The following is an 18,417-nucleotide window of genomic DNA, read 5'->3' as shown; positions in this document are numbered from 1 at the left end:
ATGGGGTCAGTTAGCCCAACTCTTTTTGTCGAGAATTTCTTGTCTCTTTTCTAAGGTGGACGTTGGTGTGCTGCGAGAAAAATGGCGTAAAAAAAACACCGCACTTTATTTATGAAGTACGGTGTCATTTTATTTAAAATCTGAAATTATCAGCCCATACCGTATTTTTTTAATTTTTTACGTAATGTACCACGATTGATACCTAACATTGTAGCGGCACGAGTTTGATTACCACGGGTATATTGCATAATCATATCAAGCATAGGGTGTTCAACCTCTGACAACACTAACTCATAAAGATCGTCCACATCTTGACCATCTAATTGTGCTAAATAATTTCTAATTGCTTGTTTCACAGAATCACGAAGTGGTTTATTTGTTACTTGTGATTGTGAGTTTAATACTGAAACAGTAAGTGCTTCAGCTGGATTACGTTGTTGTTCTAGCATTGTTATTTTTATCCAATAAAATCAAATTAAAAAATTCTTTCAATGCTGTTATTTGCTCTTGAGCATTAATAATCGCATTAAAAGTCTGTCTAAAGTTGGAATTAGGTTGAATTCCCTGTAAATACCAAGCAACGTGCTTACGTGCAATGCGATACCCCTTTTCTTCACCATAAAACTGATGAAGTGCCTGAATATGTCGCAAAATAACACCGCACTTTTCTTCTAAGCTTGGTTCTGAAGTTATTGAGCTGTTTTCTATTAAATCTGCCACAGACTGAAATAGCCAAGGCTGACCTAATGCACCACGCCCAATCATTATTGCATCAGCGCCTGTGTAATTGAGTACATCTTGGGCTTTTTGTGCTGATGTAATATCGCCATTGGCTATCACGGGAATGGAAACCTGCTGTTTCACCGCTTTAATGTTGTCGTATTCCGCTTCGCCCTCAAATAAACATTCACGCGTACGCCCGTGAATAGTCAGTGCTTGAATACCAGCTTGTTCGGCAATTTTAGCGATTTCCACACAGTTTCGATTTTGTCGATCCCAGCCTGTTCTAATTTTTAGTGTTACAGGCACGTCCACAGCACGAACCACGGCTTCAAGAATCTGTTGGACTAAATCAGGATATTGCAAAAGCGCAGAACCTGCCAATTTACGATTCACCTTCTTTGCTGGACAGCCCATATTGATGTCAATAATTTCTGCCCCATAGCCCACATTCACTTGTGCAGCTTGTGCCATTTCCTGCGGATCAGATCCCGCAATTTGCACGGCGTTGATGCCGACATCTTGATGATACGCAAGACGTTGTTTCGATTTTTCTGTATGCCAGACACGAGGATTACTTGCCATCATTTCTGAAAACGTTAATCCTGCCCCATAATTCGCACAAAGGCGCCTAAAAGGTTGGTCAGTAATACCTGCCATCGGTGCAAGCAAAATACGGTTTTTTAATTGATAATGACCAATTCGCATTGTTGCCTTCCTTTAACACATTACTACCTTTGACATACAACTCATCGCCAGCCCCTACGGGCAAGGTGTGCTATGATACGCACTTTTATCTTATTTGCAAAGCATAATTTTTATACAACAAGGAATTTTTTAATTGGTTTGATTTAAGTCTATTCATTGTGCTGAAAAGTGATTTTATTGCTTAAAATATAAACAGTTATAAACTGGCAAGATATGTTTCCCAATCAAAATATTGACCCGGATCGATCTTTCTTCCGGGTGAAATATTGCTATGCCCCACAATGCGATCTTTTCCTATTTTGGGATAGTGTTGCATTATGCTTCGTGTGAGTTTTGTCAGCGTGGCATATTGCTGTTCGGTGAACGGCTGATTGTTACTCCCTTCTAATTCAATGCCAATGGCGAAATCGTTACATTTTTCACGTCCTTGAAAGCAAGAGACACCTGCGTGCCAAGCACGATCATTGAAACTGACATATTGCGTTATTTTCCCCTCACGATTAATTAAGCAATGCGCTGAAACGCGAAGATCTTTAATTTCGTCAAAATAGGGATGAATAGCAGGATCTAAACGCCCTTGGAAAAACGCATCAATGTAATTTCCACCAAACTGCTCGGGGGGCAAGCTGATGTAATGAATGACGAGCAAGGAAATATCTTGTGGATTGGGACGTAAATCATAATGGGGAGAAGGACAATGTTTTTGGTTGGCCAACCAGCCTGATTGATTAATGGAATACGTTGATTTCATAGATTTTTTGCGATCGTGATCGAGAAAAAGTGCGGTGCTTTTTGGCTTTATTTTTAATTTGAGCCACACTTATTCACGCGGGTTATTCATTGCTCGTATTTTATCGAAAATTAATCTTAAGAGAAATCAACAAGGACAACTTATGAATAGATTTTCTACGCGTTTGAAGCGGCAAGAAGGGTTTACGTTAATTGAATTAATGATTGTAATCGCCATTGTCGCAATTTTGGCAACAATCACCGTGCCAGCCTACCAAAATTACACGAAAAAAGCGGCAATTTCAGAACTGATTCAAGCTGCAAGTCCTTACCGTTCTGAAGTGGAACTTTGTGTGTATAACACAGGATCAACCACCAAATGTAATGCTGGAACGAATGGGATTCAGAAAAAATTAACGAATAAAGGCAAAGTCGCGTCGATTGATGTACAGAAAGGTAAAATCACCGTTACAGGCAGAGAAAACTTAGCTGGGATAAGCTATTCTTTAACCGCGAGCGGTGATGCAGCCAAAGGAATAACTTGGGCGGTGAAATGTGCCAAATCGGCGGAACTTTTTCCCGCAGGATTTTGTAACTGATGGGGCTAAATAATGGCGGAATATGCGTTACAGCCACAAATAACGGTGTGTGCGGTAGATGGAAAATATTTTGAAATTGCACCGCACTTATGGCAGCAAAATCAACAGCAAAAAGCCTTATTAATTCGTTATTTTGCTGTGCCATTGCAGGAAAATGCACAAACCCTTTGGTTAGGCATTGATGATTTGAATAATCTTTCTGCTTGTGAAACCTTTTCTTTTTTAACAGGAAAAGTGGTTGAACCGGTATTATTACAAGCCCAAGATTTAAAATCACTTTTACAAAGCCTTGCACCAAATGTGGCGGAAGAGCCTGCAGTACCTGATTTTTATCGCCCTATGGAGCAGATTAAAGCGGAAGATTCGCAAGAAAAAACCGATGAACCCGTTATTCAGCTCTTAGATCGGATTTTTGAAAATGCTTTGCAGCTGAATGCCTCAGATATTCATTTAGAGCCACAACGTGAACAGTTGCAAATTCGCTTTCGTATTGACGGCGTATTGCAATGTCAAACACCATTATCCACACAAATTAGTCATCGTTTGATTTCGCGTTTAAAGTTGCTTGCTCGGCTTGATATTAGCGAAACAAGGTTGCCACAAGACGGGCGTTTTCATTTTAAAACGACGTTTTCCGATATACTCGATTTTCGCCTTTCTACCTTACCAACGCAGTATGGGGAAAAAGCCGTGCTGCGTTTACAAAAAAATAAACCCGTCAGCCTTGCCTTTTCACAACTCGGAATGAATACAACACAGCAAAGCACCTTGCAGCAAGCACTTTCTCAACCCCAAGGTTTGATTTTGGTTACAGGCCCAACAGGGAGCGGAAAAAGTATCACCCTTTATACCGCACTTGAGTGGTTAAATCACTCAGAAAAACATATTCTCACCGCAGAAGATCCCATTGAAATCGAGCTACCGGGCATTATCCAAACACAAATTAATCCCCAAATTGGGCTTGACTTTAATCGCCTATTACGCACTTTTTTAAGGCAAGACCCCGATATCATTATGCTTGGTGAAATTCGTGATGCAGAAAGTGCTTCAATTGCTTTACGTGCCGCACAAACAGGGCATTTAGTGCTTTCTACATTGCATACGAATGATGCACATTCAGCGATCTCTCGTTTGTTGCAACTTGGTATCCAACAGCACGAAATTGACAATAGTCTATTGCTTGTTATTGCACAGCGATTGGTACGAAAGAAATGTCATCATTTGACTAAAGATTGCGATTGTTATCAAGGCTATAAAGGGCGCAGTGGCATTTACCAATTTTTACAACCGCACTTTCATAACGGGGAACGTTCCTATCAAACGGATTATGCATCCTTACGAGAAAGTGGATTGGAGAAGGTAAAGCAAGGAATTACCGATATGGCTGAATTGGAGCGGGTTTTAGGAAAGTGTAATAATTACTTTAGCAAAGAGGCTTAAGTCGTCAATTTGCTATAAAACGTGAGAGTTTCCCGCTTAGAATAGGAGGCAATCTAAACGGAAGAGAAAACTCTCGTGCATTATCTCTCTTACTATCTTTCGCTTTTACGCTAGTTTATTTCCTGATAGTAGGCGATTATCTTGAGTTATAAACCACAATCGTTTTGCCGTGAGCTGAAATAAGATGTTGGTCTTCCAGCATTTTTAAAATTCGCCCAACGGTTTCACGGGAACAGCCGACCATTTGACCAATTTCTTGGCGAGTAATTTTGATCTGCATTCCTTCTGGGTGAGTCATTGCATCTGGCATTTTAGCGAGGTTTAGCAAGGTTTGTGCAATACGCCCTGCCACATCAAGGAAAGCAAGATTGCGAACTTGTCTTGAGGTATTTTGTAAACGACGAGCAAGCTGACCAGATAAATACATTAAAATTTCAGGATTTACTTGGATGAGCTGGCGGAATTTCTTGTAAGAAATTTCTGCCACTTCACACGTCATTTTTGTTTTTACCCAAGCTGAACGTTCTTGACCTTCTTCAAATAATCCTGCTTCGCCAAAGAAATCGCCTTGATTTAGGTAAGTAAGGATCATCTCTTTACCATCTTCATCTTTGACTAAAATAGCCACAGAGCCTTTGATGAGATAATAAAGCGTTTCTGCTTTTTCACCCGCGTGAATAATTGAACTTTTGGTTGGATATTTATGGATATGGCAATGAGATAAAAACCATTCTAAGGTTGGATCCATTGGCGGAGTATGTTGTTCTTGCACGGTGTCCTCCTACATTTATCATCTATGATTTAAGAAATTCCATTTTATCTTTAATATCAATGGATTCGTGTAATTCCGACCAAACAATTACAGCCGTTCCTTGACGTATTTTGGTCAGCAAGTTTTGCGTTTTCTGTTGGAGGGAAAGCTCCTGTTCACCGTAATCTGTCCCTTCACGCAGAATGAAACTTTCTGCAATATTAATGAGCGTTTCTTCTTCTAAATCTTGCCAAGGAATAATCATCATATTACCTAAAAATTGTTATTATGCAAAGTGTACCGCGATAAGTTTCCATTGTTGTTCAAAATTTTGACTAGAATGATGGCGAAAGTTAGAACGAACATAACGCATAAATTGTCCTTCACACAGATTAACAAGATAAGAGGCAATAATCCGTTCATCGAGATGAAACCCTTTTCCTTCACGTAATTTTCGCATTTGTAAAATATTCACAAATTGAAATTCTAAACGATCAAAAAATTGCGCAACGCGTGCTTGTAGGAGCGGATCTTCAAACATCAAGGCGTGTCCGGTAAGAACACGAGTAAGCCCGGGGTTTTTACGTGCAAAATCTAAAATCATTTGCATAATATCTCGCACACGGTTCATCGTGTTTGTTTCATTTTTGATTGAATGGTTGATGCGGCTAAATAAATTACTTTCTAAATTATCAATCAAGGCTTCAAACATTTTGGTTTTACTTGGGAAATAGCGATAGAGTGCCGCCTCCGAAACGCCGACTTCTTGGGCAAGGCGAGCCGTTGTCATCCGTTCCATTCCACGTTCGGAATGAAGCATATGGGTCAGCACGGTGAGGACTTGTAAACGGCGTTCTTTAACACTACGTTTATCACTTTTCGTTATTTTTTCTGTACGTTGTGTCGTGGTGTGCTTTTCTGCGATGGGCGCTGGCTCAATCCCTGCAATTTCTAATTGTTCTTCTACCATATTCCCTCTATTGCTTACCCGAATGCCCAAATCCGCCTTCGCCACGTTCTGTCTGTTCAAAATCATTCACAACGTTAAATTCTGCTTGCACCACAGGAACGAACACAAGTTGTGCAATGCGATCTCCCACTTCCACCTTGAAAGGTTGATCACCACGGTTCCACATTGAAACCATTAAAGGGCCTTGATAATCAGAATCAATGAGACCAACTAAATTACCCAGTACAATACCGTGTTTATGCCCGAGTCCTGAACGAGGTAAAATGACGGCAGCAAGATTAGGATCGGCAATATAAATAGACAGCCCTGTTGGGATGAGCTTCGTTTCACCCGGTTGGATTTCAAAACTTTCTTCCACCAACGCACGCAGATCTAAGCCGGCAGAACCGCTTGTGGCATAAGCTGGCAAGGGAAATTGCGTGCCAATTCGGCTATCTAAAACTTTTACATCAATCTTTTTCATTTTTTTGTTTATTCCTTTCGTTCAAACTGAGCGTAAAATCGTTCCACAATATATTGAGTGAGTTGCCGTGCCAACTCTTTTTTACTGCTGTGTGGTAATTGTTGGTTGCCGTCACGCCAGAAAAGCTGAAGTTGGTTATCATCACCATTAAAGCCTTTTCCATCAGAAACATCATTTGCGCAGATCAGATCCAAATTTTTACGCACTAATTTATCCTGTGCATATTGGGCAACATTTTGCGTTTCTGCGGCAAATCCTACCACAAAAGGACGGTTCTCAGTGAGTGCAGCCACAGCGGCAATAATATCAGGGTTTTTCACCAATTCTAAGGTGAGCATATCATTTCCAGCCGTTTTCTTTATTTTTTGATCGGCGATCTGGGCTACGCGGTAATCTGCTACGGCTGCACAGCCAATGAAAATATCCACTTGTGGTGCAAGTGAAAGGGTAACATCCGCCATTTCTTGAGCAGAAATGACATCAATTCGTTCTACTTGCGCAGGCGTGGACAAATTGACCGGCCCTGCAATTAATTTTACTTTTGCGCCTCGTTTGGCAAAGTCTTCGGCAATAGCAAAGCCCATTTTTCCTGAGCTGTGATTGCTAATATAACGTACGGGGTCAATGGCTTCACGCGTTGGACCTGCGGTAATGGCAACCGTTAAATGGCTGAGATCTTGTTTAGGAAGAAGCATCTCATAAAGTGCGGTGTAAATTTCGGCTGGTTCTGACATTCGCCCGAAGCCCACATCACCACAAGCTTGCTCACCGCTATTTGGTCCGACAGTGGCAATACCACGGGCTTTTAAATTGGTCAAATTTTGTTGTGTGATGGCTTGGCGGAACATTTGCTGGTTCATTGCCGGCGCAAGCAAAATTGGCGCTGCAGTTGCAAGGCAAATGGTGGAGAGTAAATCATTTGCCATTCCTGCATTTAAGCGCGCCATAAAATCTGCACTAGCGGGTGCGATAACAATAAGGTCTGCCCATTTTGCCAGTTCAATATGCCCCATCGCTAACTCAGCTTGAGGATCTAATAGTGATTGAGCCACCGCATTGCCTGAAATTGCTTGTAATGTGAGTGGGGTAACAAATTCAGCCGCTGCTGCGGTAAGTACCACGCGTACTTCTGCTTGGCTTTTGCGTAACAAGCGGATAAGTTCAATACTTTTATATGCGGCAATACCCCCCGTAATGCCGATAACGATACGTTTTCCTTGAAGATCTTGCATTAATTAGCGATCCTTAAATTAAAAGTGCGGTTAATTTTACTGTAATTTTCCTTAATACAAAATCCTATTTTTCGATCAGGATCGCAAAAGTGATGGGGAAACCTATCACAATGCGGTTGTCTATGCTAAAAGTAAGTATAAATTGATTTAAGAGAAAAGAGTACATCATTAAAATGACCGCCTTAATGCCACGAGAAAAATTATTAACATTTGGTGCAGAAGCCCTTGATGACAGTGAATTATTGGCAATTTTTCTACGTACAGGGATCAAGAATTGTTCAGTGATGGAATTATCCCGCTTGGTTCTTGAACATTTTGGATCGTTAAGGCAATTAATCAGTGCGGATCAACACGCTTTTTGCAACGTCAAAGGGTTAGGTATCACACAATTTATCCAGCTTCAAGCCAGTACAGAGATGACAAAGCGTTATTTGTTACAAGAATTGGAAATGGCACAGGCATTTACCTGTCCTGAACTGGTGCGAATGTATTTGCAAACGGAGCTAGAGCATAAAGAGCGGGAGGTTTTTTTGGTGCTTTTTCTAGATAATCAACATCGTTTAATTAAAAAAGAAGAAATGTTTTTAGGGACAATTAATAGTGCCGTTGTGTATCCTAGAGAAATTGTGAAAACAGCATTATTTTGCAATGCGGCAGCGATTATTTTAGCCCATAATCATCCCTCTGGAATTGCAGAGCCGAGCCATTCTGATCGGTGCATTACTGAAAAGATCCAAAAAGTGGCAGAATTAGTGGAGATTCGGGTACTGGATCATTTTGTGATTGGTAAAGGTTGTTATGTTTCTTTTAGTGAAAAAGGTTGGTTATAGCAGAAGTCTTGAAAGCGCAATGTAACAGAATTGCTGATTTTTTTGTCATTTATTGCGTTAATTAAGTGATTTAGGCTTGAGTATAGCAAATAAAGTGAGTATAATTTGCCACCTTTAATATAGTATGCGGGTCGGTTACAGCGACCTGACGAGGTAGCTTGCAAACTTAGTTTGCAGTAATCCGAACCCTAAGCTCGAGCTTATATTTGATTTATTGGAGATTAATATGTCTAGAGTCTGTCAAGTAACAGGCAAGCGTCCAGCAGTTGGTAACAACCGCTCACACGCAATGAATGCGACACGTCGTCGTTTTCTTCCTAACTTACACACTCACCGTTTCTGGGTTGAGTCTGAAAAACGTTTCGTAACTTTACGCTTAACAGCGAAAGGTATGCGTATTATTGATAAAAAAGGCATTGATGCAGTGTTAGCTGAAATCCGTGCTCGTGGCGAGAAAATCTAAGGAGCTAAAAAATGGCAGCTAAAGGTGCTCGTGAAAAAATCCGTTTAGTTTCAACAGCTGAAACTGGTCATTTCTACACAACAACCAAAAATAAACGTAATATGCCAGAAAAAATGGAGATCAAAAAATTTGATCCTGTTGTGCGTAAACACGTTATTTATAAAGAAGCAAAAATCAAATAATTTGATTTTAATGAATTAGAAAAACCCGACTTGTTCGGGTTTTTTTCTATCTGCGTTTCTTGGATTTTTATTGATTGCCTCTATTTATCTACCTAGTTAATTATAGCGATTTCCATTAGGAACAATATAGCATTCGTAAGGAGGAAAAATGCCTGAATTACCCGAAGTTGAAACGACCAAAAATGGCATTTCACCTTATTTGACAGGATTTACCATTGAAAGAATTGTCGTGCGTAACCCTAGATTACGCTGGGAAGTGAGTCCGCAATTGAGTGAGTTTAGACAAGTAAAAGTGAGCCACCTTTCTCGTCGTGCAAAATATTTAATCATTCATACTGAAAAAGGGGCAATCATTGGGCATTTAGGAATGTCAGGCTCTTTGCGTGTTGTGCCACAAGATAGCCCCATTGATAAACACGATCATTTAGATATTGTGATGAATAATGGCAAAGTTTTGCGTTATAACGATCCTCGCCGTTTTGGTGCGTGGCTATATACGGATAATTTGGCGGATTTCCACCTTTTTGCGAAACTTGGCCCCGAACCCCTGTCGGAAGAATTTACCGGGGAATATCTGTTTAAAAAATCTCGCAAAAAACAGACCGCACTTAAAACTTTCTTAATGGACAATGCCGTAGTCGTTGGTGTAGGTAACATTTATGCGAATGAAACCTTATTTTTATGTGGATTACATCCGCTAAAATTAGCTAAAAATTTGACTAAAGAGCAATGTGAATTGTTGGTTCAAACCATTAAACAAGTGCTTGCCAGCGCAATTCAACAAGGTGGCACAACCTTAAAAGATTTTTTACAACCTGATGGTCGCCCGGGGTATTTTGCTCAAGCATTGCGAGTTTATGGCAATAAAGACAAGCCTTGTCCAAAGTGCGGTACAAAAATTGAAAGTTTAGTCATCGGACAACGTAATAGTTTTTTCTGCCCAAAATGTCAGAAAAAAGGCGGAAAATAGGGAAAAATGCACTCGTATAAAATTAATTAAACAAACGAAGGAAGGCAAGCAAGCCTTCCTTTTTCATTAGGAACGCGAATGGTTAATCCGTTGTAAAATCAAAAATCGGCAATCATAGGGATTATTTTCATCGGCGGGACGATATTGTTCAAATTCAATTTGCCATTCAGCCCAATTAATTTGTGGGAAAAATGTATCCCCATCAATTTCTGCTTGAATCTCAGTAAGATAGAGTTTATCTGCGTGGGGAAGGTATTGTTTAAATAATTCGCCACCACCAATCAGCATTATCTCAGGAAACTCGTTCACAAAATCCAGTGCACTTGTAAAATCACTTTTCCAAATAACACCATCGTACTCAAAGGGAGAGCGAGAAAGCACAATATTGGTGCGTTTTGGTAATGGACGACCGATACTTTCAAAGGTTTTCCGCCCCATAATCACGGGTTTGCCTTGCGTGTTTTGGCGGAACCACGCCAAATCGGCAGGCAAGTGCCACGGCATTTGGTTATTTTTACCAATCACATTATTTTTCGTCGTTGCCACAATTAAACTGAGGGTCATTTGCTTTCCTTTTGATTCTCTTGCTTTGGCTATTATATTACAGGTTTTTGTCGATAGAACAATAAGCCCGGCAATGCCAAACCAAAAACTAATGCCCCTAGAATAAATCCCGTTTTAATAAAATAATCAATCATTTGTGCAAATAATACATCAGAAAAACCATAATGGTGAATTTGCACAATCGCGATCATCGCTTTATAGGCATAAACGCCGGGAATCATCGGGATAATTGCCGCAACTGTAAATACTTTAGGATGGGCAAGATAGCGATGCGATAAATGCACGCCAATAAAACCAATTAAACTGGCTCCAGCAAAGGTCGCAAATACTAACGGCACATCAAAATGCACCAATAAGGTACGCAAGCCGTGTCCTAATGCGCCTAAAATTGCACAATATTTCAATGCCTTAGGGGGAACATTAAAGACCAAGGCAAAGCCCACCGCAGGAATAGCGGCGAAAAACATATCATCTAATAAATTAAGCAACAAGGTCATTTTAATTCTCCCCAATAGGGAATATTTAACAGTGCAAGGGCAAAGACAATACCTAAGCAAGCGCCAAAGGTGAGAATGGTGGCAATGGTCCAACGCCCTAAGCCCATTCCAACGTGGCCTTTGAGAATATCCGCGAGGGAATTAATCAATGGAAAACCCGGCACAAGTAAAAGCACGCTCGAAGCAAGGGCAATTTGCGGATCATTGCCTAATTGATATTTCAACGCCATTCCTGAAATAATTGAGGCGATAAAGGCGGTAATTGAAAAGACAATGATCGGATTATAATGGCGATGAGCAAGGGATTGACGAATAAACATTGCAATTGCAGCAGCAACAAATGTTATCACCGCAATCCTACTATCGCCCCCAGATAAATGGGCAAAACAAGCACAAGATAACCCAATCATTAGTACCACAAGAGAGCGGTTATATTTAAACGGTTTAATTTGCTCAAGGCGTTTTTTCACTTGGTGCAAATCATAAATATGATGCTCAGCCGTAATCACTACGCGTTGCACTTCCGTAACAATATGCATATTAATGCCTTGATCCACATTCTTGCGTGCAGTGGTAATGCAATGATTATGATATAGCGTGGTAATAATCACCGCATTCGGCGTTAAGGCACATTCAACACTATCCATTCCTAAAGCTCGCCCTAATCTATGAGACATTTGTACCACAACCGCACTTTCTGCACCGTGTTGAAGTAGCATTAATGCCACTTTTATACATAATCGTGTTACTTCACGTTGGCGTTCAATATGATTTTGTTCTGACATTTCAATTGCGCTGGGTTGATTAAAAAATGATGCTATTATACCCTGTTTTGAGTAATAAAAATTGTTTTAAATCATACAAAGTGCGGTGAAAATTTAATGAAATTTTTCGCATTTAATGATAGGGTTTTGCGCATTCAACAGTAACAGGAAACTCCCTTATGGAACAAAAGAAAACCATTGTCGTGAAGTTTGGCACAAGTACCTTAACACAAGGCACAACCAAACTTCATCGTCCACATATGATGGAAATTGTACGACAAATCACCCAACTACACCAAGCAGGCTTTCGCATTATCATTGTTACCTCTGGCGCAATGGCGGCAGGACGAGATTATCTCAACCACCCGCAACTTCCGCCTACCATTGCCTCAAAACAATTATTAGCCGCCGTGGGGCAAAGCCAGCTTATTCAAACGTGGGAACAGCTTTTTTCTATTTACGATATTCATATTGGACAAATTTTGCTCAGTCGAGCCGATATTGAAGATCGTGAGCGTTTTCTCAATGCACGAGACACTCTTAACGCCTTGTTAGATAACGGTATTATTCCCGTGATTAATGAAAATGATGCAGTAGCCACCGCCGAGATTAAAGTTGGTGATAACGATAATTTATCGGCGCTTGTGGCGATTTTGGCACAAGCTGAACAACTTTATTTGCTCACCGATCAGCAAGGCTTATTTGATAGCGATCCAAGAAACAATCCGCAAGCGAAATTGCTTTCAGTGGTAGGAAAAATCACCGATGCGATTCGCCAAATCGCAGGCGGAAGTGGCACAAATCTTGGTACAGGCGGAATGTCCACAAAAGTGATCGCCGCAGATGTTGCCACCCGTTCAGGCGTGGAAACCATTATCGCACCGGGTAATCGCCCAAATGTAATTGTGGATCTGGCTTACGGCGAAAATATCGGCACCAAATTTACCGTGCAAACGGATCGCCTTGAAAGCCGTAAACAATGGCTTTTTGCCGCGCCATCAGCAGGCACGATTATCATTGATGAAGGTGCAACAAGTGCGGTGCTAATGCAGCATAAATCTTTACTTCCAGCAGGCATTGCACAAATCGAAGGGCGTTTTTCTCGTGGTGAAGTGGTGAAAATCCAACAGTCTAACGGCAACGTTATCGCCCTTGGAATTCCTCGCTACAACAGCGATGCGTTAAATTTAATTAAAGGCAAAAAATCACAAGAGATTCCACAAATTTTGGGCTATGAATACGGCGCTGTCGCGGTACATCGTGATGATATGGTGGTGTTGTAAAACGCTTTTCTAATCATTTGATTGTTAGCTATTTTCTAGTTTAGCTGATTAATGGATAAAGGTAGCTATAATAATACCGTATTGCTGGGTCTATGATGTATGGGTAGTAAGTTTTGAATTGCTGGTATCTTGTGTTCTTTTAATTTAAAAATACTGCCTATAAAAATAACCGCACTTGTTTTTTTCAAGTGCGGTTATTTTTTTGCTCGGTTTTTAAGCTAGAAATGACATAAAGTAGCCCGTTTATTGATACGGAGAGTTGTATGATAAAACGAGCCAATGCGATATCATTTCAACAGTGAGGCATACTGTGTTTTCGGATTATTTTTTCTTCGCATATTTAAGCGAGTCAATGGCGACGGCGAAGATGATGATGCTCCCTTTGATAATATATTGCCAGTAAGGGTTTACGCCGATGTAGGTTAAACCATAATTGATGACAGTAAAGATAAGCACGCCGGTAATAACGCCCATTACGGTACCCACCCCACCTGCGAAAGAAACCCCTCCCACGACACAAGCAGCAATAGCATCAAGTTCATACATAAAACCAAGGTTATTCGTTGCACTGCCGATACGTCCGGCTTCCAGCATCCCCCCAAATGCGTAAAATATTCCTGCAATCATATAAATGGCGACAAGGTTACGGGTTACATTCACCCCTGACACACGAGCGGCCTCTGGATTTCCCCCAATGGCAAAAATATTTTTACCAAAACGCGTTTTATTCCATAACACCCAAACAAACGCGGCACAAATTGCTGCATAGATGGTGATATAGGATAATTTGAAACTTCCTATTCTGAAAAAACCTTGAGCAAAGGTTGAAAATTGTTCATTAAAACCTGCAATTGGTGATGAGCCAACGGCATCGTAATAAAGCGAGTTGATACCATAAACAATGATCATCGTTCCCATTGTGGCAATAAATGGGGTAACATTCAGGTAAGCAATAACTACGCCATTGACCAAGCCAATGATTGCACCAACAAAGCAGACAACTAAAATCACCACAGGAATCGGGATTTCACCTAAATCAGGGAAAACACGGTTCATATTATCCATTGCTTGCAGAAGCGTGGCAGAGATTACCGCAGCCAAGCCCACTTGACGCCCAGCGGATAAGTCGGTTCCCTGTGTAACCAATAAGCCTGCAACACCGAGTGCAATAATTAAACGAACCGAAGATTGGGTGAGAATATTACTGAAATTTCGTAAGCTTAAGAAGCTTGGATCTTGCATAATAATAATGCCAAGCAAGACTAAGAGGACAAAATAAATGGCATTTTGTTTGAGGAAATCAAGCGATTTATTCGATTTTAAAGCTGACATAATTCATTTCCTTCTAAATTAGAGATATTTCGCTGCAAGTTGCAGAATTTCTTCTTGTGAGGTTTTGGCGGTTTCGACAATGCCCGCCACTTTTCCGTTACTCATTACTAAAATTCTGTCGGTTACGCCTAACAGTTCGGGCATTTCGGAAGAAATCATAATGATGCCTTTCTCTTTTTTGGCAAGTTCCATAATCAATTGGTAAATTTCAAATTTTGCACCAATATCAATGCCTCGAGTGGGTTCATCAAGCATTAAAATTTCTGGCTGGGTGAGCAACCAACGCCCAATCACCACTTTTTGTTGATTTCCGCCAGACAGCGAACCAATGGTGGTTTTGTGTGAAGGGGTTTTCACATTCATTGCATCAATCACCCATTGGGTGTCGCTTTTCATTTTGTTGCCACTTAATAAACCTAATCGACCTAAATAGGATTTCATATTTGAAATCAACGAGTTAAATTCAATATTTAGGTTGGCATAAATGCCCGTAGAGCGGCGTTCTTCTGTCACTAAAGCAAAACCATTGTTAATCGCTTCAAGTGCGGTGCGATTTTTCATTGTTTTTCCGTACAATTTAATTTCACCCGCTTTACGTTCGCGTACCCCGAAAATGGTTTCCACAATATCGGTGCGTTTTGCCCCTACAAGCCCTGCAATCCCTAGAATTTCCCCTTTACGAAGCTGAAAACTCACATCTTGAATAGATGGTTGATTGAGTGCAGTGAGATGTTCCACGTCTAAAATGACTTCTTGTGGCGTGTTGGTTTTTGCAGGAAAGCGTTGAGTTAGCTCACGCCCTACCATCATTGCCACAATTTCGTCCATTGTACTGCCTTTGACTGGCACGGTGTTGATCCATTTGCCATCACGCAGAATAGTGATTTCATCGCAAATTTTGAAAATTTCGTCCATTTTGTGCGAAATGTAAATAATCCCACAGCCTCGTGCTTTGAGTTTTTCGATGATTTTAAATAAATGTTCCACTTCTTTTTCTGACAAGGAGGAAGTGGGTTCATCCATAATCACAATTTTTGCGTTGTAAGAAAAAGCCTTTGCAATTTCAATCATTTGCATTTGTGAAACAGAGAGATTTGCCACTTTTTCTTTTGGATCTACATCAATATCTAATTCATCAAAAATCGCTTTGGTATCGTGATACATTTTAGCGTGATCGACAAAAATGCCTTTTAGCGGATAGCGTCCTAACCAAAGATTATCCATTACATTGCGTTGCCGAACTAAATTGAGTTCTTGATGAACCATTGAGATGCCATTTTCTAGCGCTTCTTTTGATGTTTTAAAATTAACAGGTTGATTTAAAAAGAGAATTTCCCCTTCATCTTTGGCATAAATACCAAATAGGCATTTAAGTAAGGTGGATTTGCCCGCCCCATTTTCTCCCATTAAGGCGTGAACAGAATGTGAACGGACGGTGAGATTTGCCCGATCTAGGGCTTTAACACCGGGGAAGGTTTTACTTACATTGGTCATTGTCAGTAAAATCTCTTGGTGTTGTGGCATTGGTGTATGTTCTTTCATAGCCAACCTCATAGAAAAGGGGAGCCATTCTCCCCTTATATATAACGCATATTATTTTAGAAATTCATTTAGATTATCTGCATCGACACCCACATAAGGAATACGCACAACCTTACTTTCTAATTTCCATTGTGTGCCTTCTGTCGCGGGTTTTTCGTTAGCTAAGTTATTGGCTAATTGCACCACGGCTTTACCTTGGTTTACGCCATCATTTAACACGGTACCTGCCATTTCTCCTTTTTTGATCAGTTGCAACACTTCAGGCAGGGCATCCACACCGAAGATCGGTAATTTTTTACCGTGTGCTTTGGTGGCTTCCAATGCACCCATTGCCATACCGTCATTATTAGAAATAATCACTTCAATATCATTCGCTTTAGAGCTGGATAACCACGCGTCCATTTTGTCTTTCGCTAATGCTGCGTCCCACATTCCTGTGTCAATAAAAAGCTGTTCGGTTTCAATGCCATTTTTATTGAGTTCTTCAATCACATATTTGGTTCGTGCTTCTGCATCTGGGTGACCGGGTTCACCTTTTAACAGTACATATTGAATTTTACCGTCTTTATTTAAGTCAAAGGCTGGATTAGCTTTCCAGTGCTTGGTGATAAGTTGCCCCTGAATGACGCCTGATTCTTTTGGATCTGTCCCCACATAATAAGCCTGTTCATAACTTCCAATGGCTTTTGCGCCCGGATCTTTATTGAAGAACACCACCGGAATATCCTCCGCTTTTGCTTTGCCAATAATGGTTGGCGCAGCCGCGGGATCCACAAGGTTAATGGCAAGGGCTTTCACCCCTTTAGAGATCAACACATCTACTTGGTCATTTTGCACGGATTGGGCATTTTGTGAATCGTTCATTAATAATTCAACGTCTTTAAGTGTTTTCGCTTCTTTATCAATTTCTTGACGCATTAAAGACATAAAATTATCGTCATATTTGTAAATCGTTACACCAATTCGGTTCACCGCTTGTGCTGTTGTTGCAGCAAGACCTAAGCCCACAGCAAGTGCGGTGGTTTTTAATAGCATTTTTTTCATAGATAGCTCCTTAAATGGATTAAATAATCGCAAAGAGGTTGTGCATACTGCTAAATTTATTTCATACAGCACAAGGATTTGTTATGAAATAAATTCAATAACGGAACAGAGCATAACGAAAAATAATTGTTAAGACTGTGATCCCTCTCACATTAATGGAAACGATTACAAAAAAATGTTTAAAAATGTGACGGTGATCATAAATTAATCACAAGGTTCTGTGGAAAATCGTCTGACTAGGGTTGGATTAAATTGCGTATGAATCGGTGTATTAATGCGGTTATCCACCAAGCTTAACGCTAAGTTAGCCGCATAAGTTGCCATTAAATCAATTGGATAGCGAATGGTAGTAAGTTTAGGGATCAAATAGCGGGCAATGGGCATATCATCAAACCCGATAATGGAAAATTGTTTCGGCACGTTGATATTGTTTTCATTTAATACGGAAATTGCTCCTGCTGCCATTGTATCGTTATAGGCGACGACGGCGGTTAAATCAGAATTGTAACTCAATAAATGGATCATCGCCTGCTCGCCCCCTTCAAAATCAGGCGAGCTATGTGCAATACGATGAGTGACGGCGGGTAAATGATGTTGCTCAAGGGCATTTAAATAGCCCTGAATACGTTCCGCTTCATCACTGATTTGATGATTCGAGCCAATATAGCCAATATTTTTATGCCCAAGGCGAATTAAACTTTCTGTGGCAATAAATGTGCCTTTGGTGTTATCAAGGCTCACACAACGATTTTCATAGCCTTTCACCACGCGATTAATCACCACCATTCCCGCAATGCGACTTAAATATTGGCTTAATTCTTCATCACTCAAGGCTTTGGCGTGAACCACTAAGCAACTACAACGCTTGCGTAGCAAGGTTTCAATAGCACGGCGTTCTTTTTCCGCATTATGATAACCAATGCCGATCAAAATACTTTTTTGATGCTGTTCCGCCACTTTATCCACCGCTTTAACTAAAATCGCAAAGAAAGGATCGGTAACATCGGTTACCACCACGCCGATGGTCTCCGTGTTTTGCAGGGCGAGCGCTTGTGCATTCGCGTTGGGATGATAACCCAGTTCCTGCACCGCTTTTTGTACCGCCAGACGGGCTTTCTCACTGGCGGAAGAATGATTATTCAGCACACGAGAAACCGTTGCGACGGAAACCCCCGCCTGTTTTGCCACATCACGAATTGTAATCATCTTCTCCCCTAAAAATGCAAAAAATTTATACCGCACTTATCATATAAAGAATTTTTTCTAATTGAAAACGCTTACTTTAAAAAATGAAAACTCCATCACAAAAAAAGACGACTTATTTCTCAATTTGT

Annotated in this window: 22 protein-coding genes; 7 read left to right on the top strand and 15 right to left on the bottom strand. The window is 40.6% G+C overall.

Annotated features, from left to right (window positions below; all coding sequences use genetic code 11):
* Window positions 1-149: 149 nt before the first annotated feature.
* The 3 genes from fis to ampD all read right to left on the bottom strand — a co-directional run bounded on the left by fis (window position 150) and on the right by ampD (window position 2,179).
* Complete coding sequence (gene fis, locus L5B83_RS03345) at window positions 150-449, bottom strand: DNA-binding transcriptional regulator Fis (RefSeq protein WP_103855173.1); 300 nt, start codon at window positions 447-449, stop codon at window positions 150-152.
* On the bottom strand, window positions 430-1,428 hold the full coding sequence (gene dusB, locus L5B83_RS03340) for a tRNA dihydrouridine synthase DusB (protein WP_265777575.1): 999 nt from the start codon (window positions 1,426-1,428) through the stop codon (window positions 430-432). The genes fis and dusB overlap by 20 nt, the downstream gene beginning before the upstream one ends.
* Window positions 1,429-1,624: 196 nt before the next feature.
* Window positions 1,625-2,179, bottom strand: a complete 555-nt coding sequence (ampD, locus tag L5B83_RS03335) for a 1,6-anhydro-N-acetylmuramyl-L-alanine amidase AmpD (protein ID WP_265777574.1) — start codon at window positions 2,177-2,179, stop codon at window positions 1,625-1,627.
* A gap of 142 nt (window positions 2,180-2,321) precedes the next feature.
* On the opposite strand from ampD, the gene ppdD reads away from it, so the two are divergent.
* Together ppdD and L5B83_RS03325 are read left to right on the top strand one after the other, a co-directional pair.
* A complete protein-coding gene (ppdD, locus tag L5B83_RS03330) occupies window positions 2,322-2,756 on the top strand; it encodes a prepilin peptidase-dependent pilin (protein ID WP_265777573.1) in 435 nt (144 codons plus the stop codon).
* Between the two features lie 12 nt (window positions 2,757-2,768).
* Window positions 2,769-4,196, top strand: coding sequence for a GspE/PulE family protein (locus L5B83_RS03325; protein WP_265777572.1), 1,428 nt, complete (start codon window positions 2,769-2,771; stop codon window positions 4,194-4,196).
* 136 nt (window positions 4,197-4,332) lie between these two features.
* Here the strand turns inward: L5B83_RS03325 and crp are convergent, their stop codons facing one another.
* The 5 genes from crp to coaBC form a co-directional block, all read right to left on the bottom strand.
* Window positions 4,333-4,968: a cAMP-activated global transcriptional regulator CRP gene (gene crp / locus L5B83_RS03320; protein ID WP_265777571.1), complete on the bottom strand. Its 636-nt coding sequence runs from the start codon at window positions 4,966-4,968 to the stop codon at window positions 4,333-4,335.
* Between the two features lie 22 nt (window positions 4,969-4,990).
* The gene (locus L5B83_RS03315; RefSeq protein WP_250351642.1) at window positions 4,991-5,212 is read right to left on the bottom strand and encodes a YheU family protein; all 222 of its coding nucleotides are present in this window, start codon (window positions 5,210-5,212) and stop codon (window positions 4,991-4,993) included.
* Between the two features lie 21 nt (window positions 5,213-5,233).
* Window positions 5,234-5,833, bottom strand: a complete 600-nt coding sequence (gene slmA / locus L5B83_RS03310; RefSeq protein ID WP_250351643.1) for a nucleoid occlusion factor SlmA — start codon at window positions 5,831-5,833, stop codon at window positions 5,234-5,236.
* Between the two features lie 91 nt (window positions 5,834-5,924).
* On the bottom strand, window positions 5,925-6,380 hold the full coding sequence (gene dut / locus L5B83_RS03305) for a dUTP diphosphatase (RefSeq protein ID WP_250351568.1): 456 nt from the start codon (window positions 6,378-6,380) through the stop codon (window positions 5,925-5,927).
* An 8-nt stretch (window positions 6,381-6,388) separates the two neighbouring features.
* The gene (gene coaBC / locus L5B83_RS03300; RefSeq protein WP_250363604.1) at window positions 6,389-7,612 is read right to left on the bottom strand and encodes a bifunctional phosphopantothenoylcysteine decarboxylase/phosphopantothenate--cysteine ligase CoaBC; all 1,224 of its coding nucleotides are present in this window, start codon (window positions 7,610-7,612) and stop codon (window positions 6,389-6,391) included.
* Between the two features lie 173 nt (window positions 7,613-7,785).
* Here coaBC and radC point away from each other — a divergent pair, with 173 nt between their 5' ends.
* The 4 genes from radC to mutM all read left to right on the top strand — a co-directional run bounded on the left by radC (window position 7,786) and on the right by mutM (window position 10,057).
* A complete protein-coding gene (gene radC / locus L5B83_RS03295) occupies window positions 7,786-8,442 on the top strand; it encodes a RadC family protein (RefSeq protein WP_265777570.1) in 657 nt (218 codons plus the stop codon).
* Window positions 8,443-8,668: 226 nt separating this feature from the next.
* Window positions 8,669-8,905, top strand: a complete 237-nt coding sequence (gene rpmB, locus L5B83_RS03290) for a 50S ribosomal protein L28 (RefSeq protein WP_011608297.1) — start codon at window positions 8,669-8,671, stop codon at window positions 8,903-8,905.
* 11 nt (window positions 8,906-8,916) lie between these two features.
* Complete coding sequence (gene rpmG / locus L5B83_RS03285; RefSeq protein ID WP_005542835.1) at window positions 8,917-9,087, top strand: 50S ribosomal protein L33; 171 nt, start codon at window positions 8,917-8,919, stop codon at window positions 9,085-9,087.
* A gap of 148 nt (window positions 9,088-9,235) precedes the next feature.
* The gene (gene mutM, locus L5B83_RS03280; protein WP_265777569.1) at window positions 9,236-10,057 is read left to right on the top strand and encodes a bifunctional DNA-formamidopyrimidine glycosylase/DNA-(apurinic or apyrimidinic site) lyase; all 822 of its coding nucleotides are present in this window, start codon (window positions 9,236-9,238) and stop codon (window positions 10,055-10,057) included.
* Window positions 10,058-10,123: 66 nt separating this feature from the next.
* Here mutM and folA read toward each other — a convergent pair whose 3' ends face one another.
* From folA to L5B83_RS03265, 3 genes are read right to left on the bottom strand one after another with little or no spacing between them, the layout of a single operon-like run.
* Window positions 10,124-10,621, bottom strand: a complete 498-nt coding sequence (gene folA / locus L5B83_RS03275; protein WP_265777568.1) for a type 3 dihydrofolate reductase — start codon at window positions 10,619-10,621, stop codon at window positions 10,124-10,126.
* A 32-nt stretch (window positions 10,622-10,653) separates the two neighbouring features.
* Window positions 10,654-11,118, bottom strand: coding sequence for a threonine/serine exporter family protein (locus L5B83_RS03270; protein ID WP_250351572.1), 465 nt, complete (start codon window positions 11,116-11,118; stop codon window positions 10,654-10,656).
* A complete protein-coding gene (locus L5B83_RS03265) occupies window positions 11,115-11,903 on the bottom strand; it encodes a threonine/serine ThrE exporter family protein (RefSeq protein WP_265777567.1) in 789 nt (262 codons plus the stop codon). Before L5B83_RS03265 ends, L5B83_RS03270 begins: the two co-directional genes overlap by 4 nt.
* Window positions 11,904-12,061: 158 nt before the next feature.
* On the opposite strand from L5B83_RS03265, the gene proB reads away from it, so the two are divergent.
* Entirely contained in the window at window positions 12,062-13,165 is a 1,104-nt protein-coding gene (gene proB / locus L5B83_RS03260) for a glutamate 5-kinase (protein WP_265777566.1), read from the top strand.
* 321 nt (window positions 13,166-13,486) lie between these two features.
* Here proB and mglC read toward each other — a convergent pair whose 3' ends face one another.
* The 4 genes from mglC to L5B83_RS03240 form a co-directional block, all read right to left on the bottom strand.
* On the bottom strand, window positions 13,487-14,497 hold the full coding sequence (gene mglC, locus L5B83_RS03255) for a galactose/methyl galactoside ABC transporter permease MglC (RefSeq protein ID WP_250351581.1): 1,011 nt from the start codon (window positions 14,495-14,497) through the stop codon (window positions 13,487-13,489).
* A gap of 18 nt (window positions 14,498-14,515) precedes the next feature.
* A complete protein-coding gene (gene mglA, locus L5B83_RS03250) occupies window positions 14,516-16,021 on the bottom strand; it encodes a galactose/methyl galactoside ABC transporter ATP-binding protein MglA (protein ID WP_442778776.1) in 1,506 nt (501 codons plus the stop codon).
* 69 nt (window positions 16,022-16,090) lie between these two features.
* Window positions 16,091-17,083 carry a galactose/glucose ABC transporter substrate-binding protein MglB gene (mglB, locus tag L5B83_RS03245; RefSeq protein ID WP_250363594.1) on the bottom strand — a complete coding sequence of 331 codons (993 nt, stop codon included), beginning with the start codon at window positions 17,081-17,083 and terminating at the stop codon, window positions 16,091-16,093.
* 204 nt (window positions 17,084-17,287) lie between these two features.
* Window positions 17,288-18,289 (bottom strand): substrate-binding domain-containing protein, encoded by a 1,002-nt coding sequence (locus tag L5B83_RS03240; RefSeq protein WP_250351578.1) that lies wholly within the window; start codon window positions 18,287-18,289, stop codon window positions 17,288-17,290.
* Window positions 18,290-18,417: the final 128 nt, after the last annotated feature.

Origin of the sequence: Avibacterium sp. 21-599 (assembly GCF_026226765.1) — a bacterium.
In the GTDB taxonomy this organism is placed as follows: Bacteria; Pseudomonadota; Gammaproteobacteria; order Enterobacterales; family Pasteurellaceae; genus Avibacterium.
Note: the sequence above shows the minus strand (reverse complement) of the source record. Positions and strands in the feature narration are given on the sequence as shown.

What these genes read in the sequence shown, in the direction of transcription:
- fis (WP_103855173.1), bottom strand. Translation starts at nt 449, where the DNA reads ATGCTAGAACAACAACGTAATCCAGCTGAAGCACTTACTGTTTCAGTA.
- dusB (WP_265777575.1), bottom strand. Translation starts at nt 1,428, where the DNA reads ATGCGAATTGGTCATTATCAATTAAAAAACCGTATTTTGCTTGCACCG.
- ampD (WP_265777574.1), bottom strand. Translation starts at nt 2,179, where the DNA reads ATGAAATCAACGTATTCCATTAATCAATCAGGCTGGTTGGCCAACCAA.
- ppdD (WP_265777573.1), top strand. Translation starts at nt 2,322, where the DNA reads ATGAATAGATTTTCTACGCGTTTGAAGCGGCAAGAAGGGTTTACGTTA.
- L5B83_RS03325 (WP_265777572.1), top strand. Translation starts at nt 2,769, where the DNA reads ATGGCGGAATATGCGTTACAGCCACAAATAACGGTGTGTGCGGTAGAT.
- L5B83_RS03315 (WP_250351642.1), bottom strand. Translation starts at nt 5,212, where the DNA reads ATGATTATTCCTTGGCAAGATTTAGAAGAAGAAACGCTCATTAATATT.
- dut (WP_250351568.1), bottom strand. Translation starts at nt 6,380, where the DNA reads ATGAAAAAGATTGATGTAAAAGTTTTAGATAGCCGAATTGGCACGCAA.
- coaBC (WP_250363604.1), bottom strand. Translation starts at nt 7,612, where the DNA reads ATGCAAGATCTTCAAGGAAAACGTATCGTTATCGGCATTACGGGGGGT.
- radC (WP_265777570.1), top strand. Translation starts at nt 7,786, where the DNA reads ATGACCGCCTTAATGCCACGAGAAAAATTATTAACATTTGGTGCAGAA.
- rpmB (WP_011608297.1), top strand. Translation starts at nt 8,669, where the DNA reads ATGTCTAGAGTCTGTCAAGTAACAGGCAAGCGTCCAGCAGTTGGTAAC.
- rpmG (WP_005542835.1), top strand. Translation starts at nt 8,917, where the DNA reads ATGGCAGCTAAAGGTGCTCGTGAAAAAATCCGTTTAGTTTCAACAGCT.
- mutM (WP_265777569.1), top strand. Translation starts at nt 9,236, where the DNA reads ATGCCTGAATTACCCGAAGTTGAAACGACCAAAAATGGCATTTCACCT.
- folA (WP_265777568.1), bottom strand. Translation starts at nt 10,621, where the DNA reads ATGACCCTCAGTTTAATTGTGGCAACGACGAAAAATAATGTGATTGGT.
- L5B83_RS03270 (WP_250351572.1), bottom strand. Translation starts at nt 11,118, where the DNA reads ATGACCTTGTTGCTTAATTTATTAGATGATATGTTTTTCGCCGCTATT.
- L5B83_RS03265 (WP_265777567.1), bottom strand. Translation starts at nt 11,903, where the DNA reads ATGTCAGAACAAAATCATATTGAACGCCAACGTGAAGTAACACGATTA.
- proB (WP_265777566.1), top strand. Translation starts at nt 12,062, where the DNA reads ATGGAACAAAAGAAAACCATTGTCGTGAAGTTTGGCACAAGTACCTTA.
- mglC (WP_250351581.1), bottom strand. Translation starts at nt 14,497, where the DNA reads ATGTCAGCTTTAAAATCGAATAAATCGCTTGATTTCCTCAAACAAAAT.
- mglA (WP_442778776.1), bottom strand. Translation starts at nt 16,021, where the DNA reads ATGCCACAACACCAAGAGATTTTACTGACAATGACCAATGTAAGTAAA.
- mglB (WP_250363594.1), bottom strand. Translation starts at nt 17,083, where the DNA reads ATGAAAAAAATGCTATTAAAAACCACCGCACTTGCTGTGGGCTTAGGT.
- L5B83_RS03240 (WP_250351578.1), bottom strand. Translation starts at nt 18,289, where the DNA reads ATGATTACAATTCGTGATGTGGCAAAACAGGCGGGGGTTTCCGTCGCA.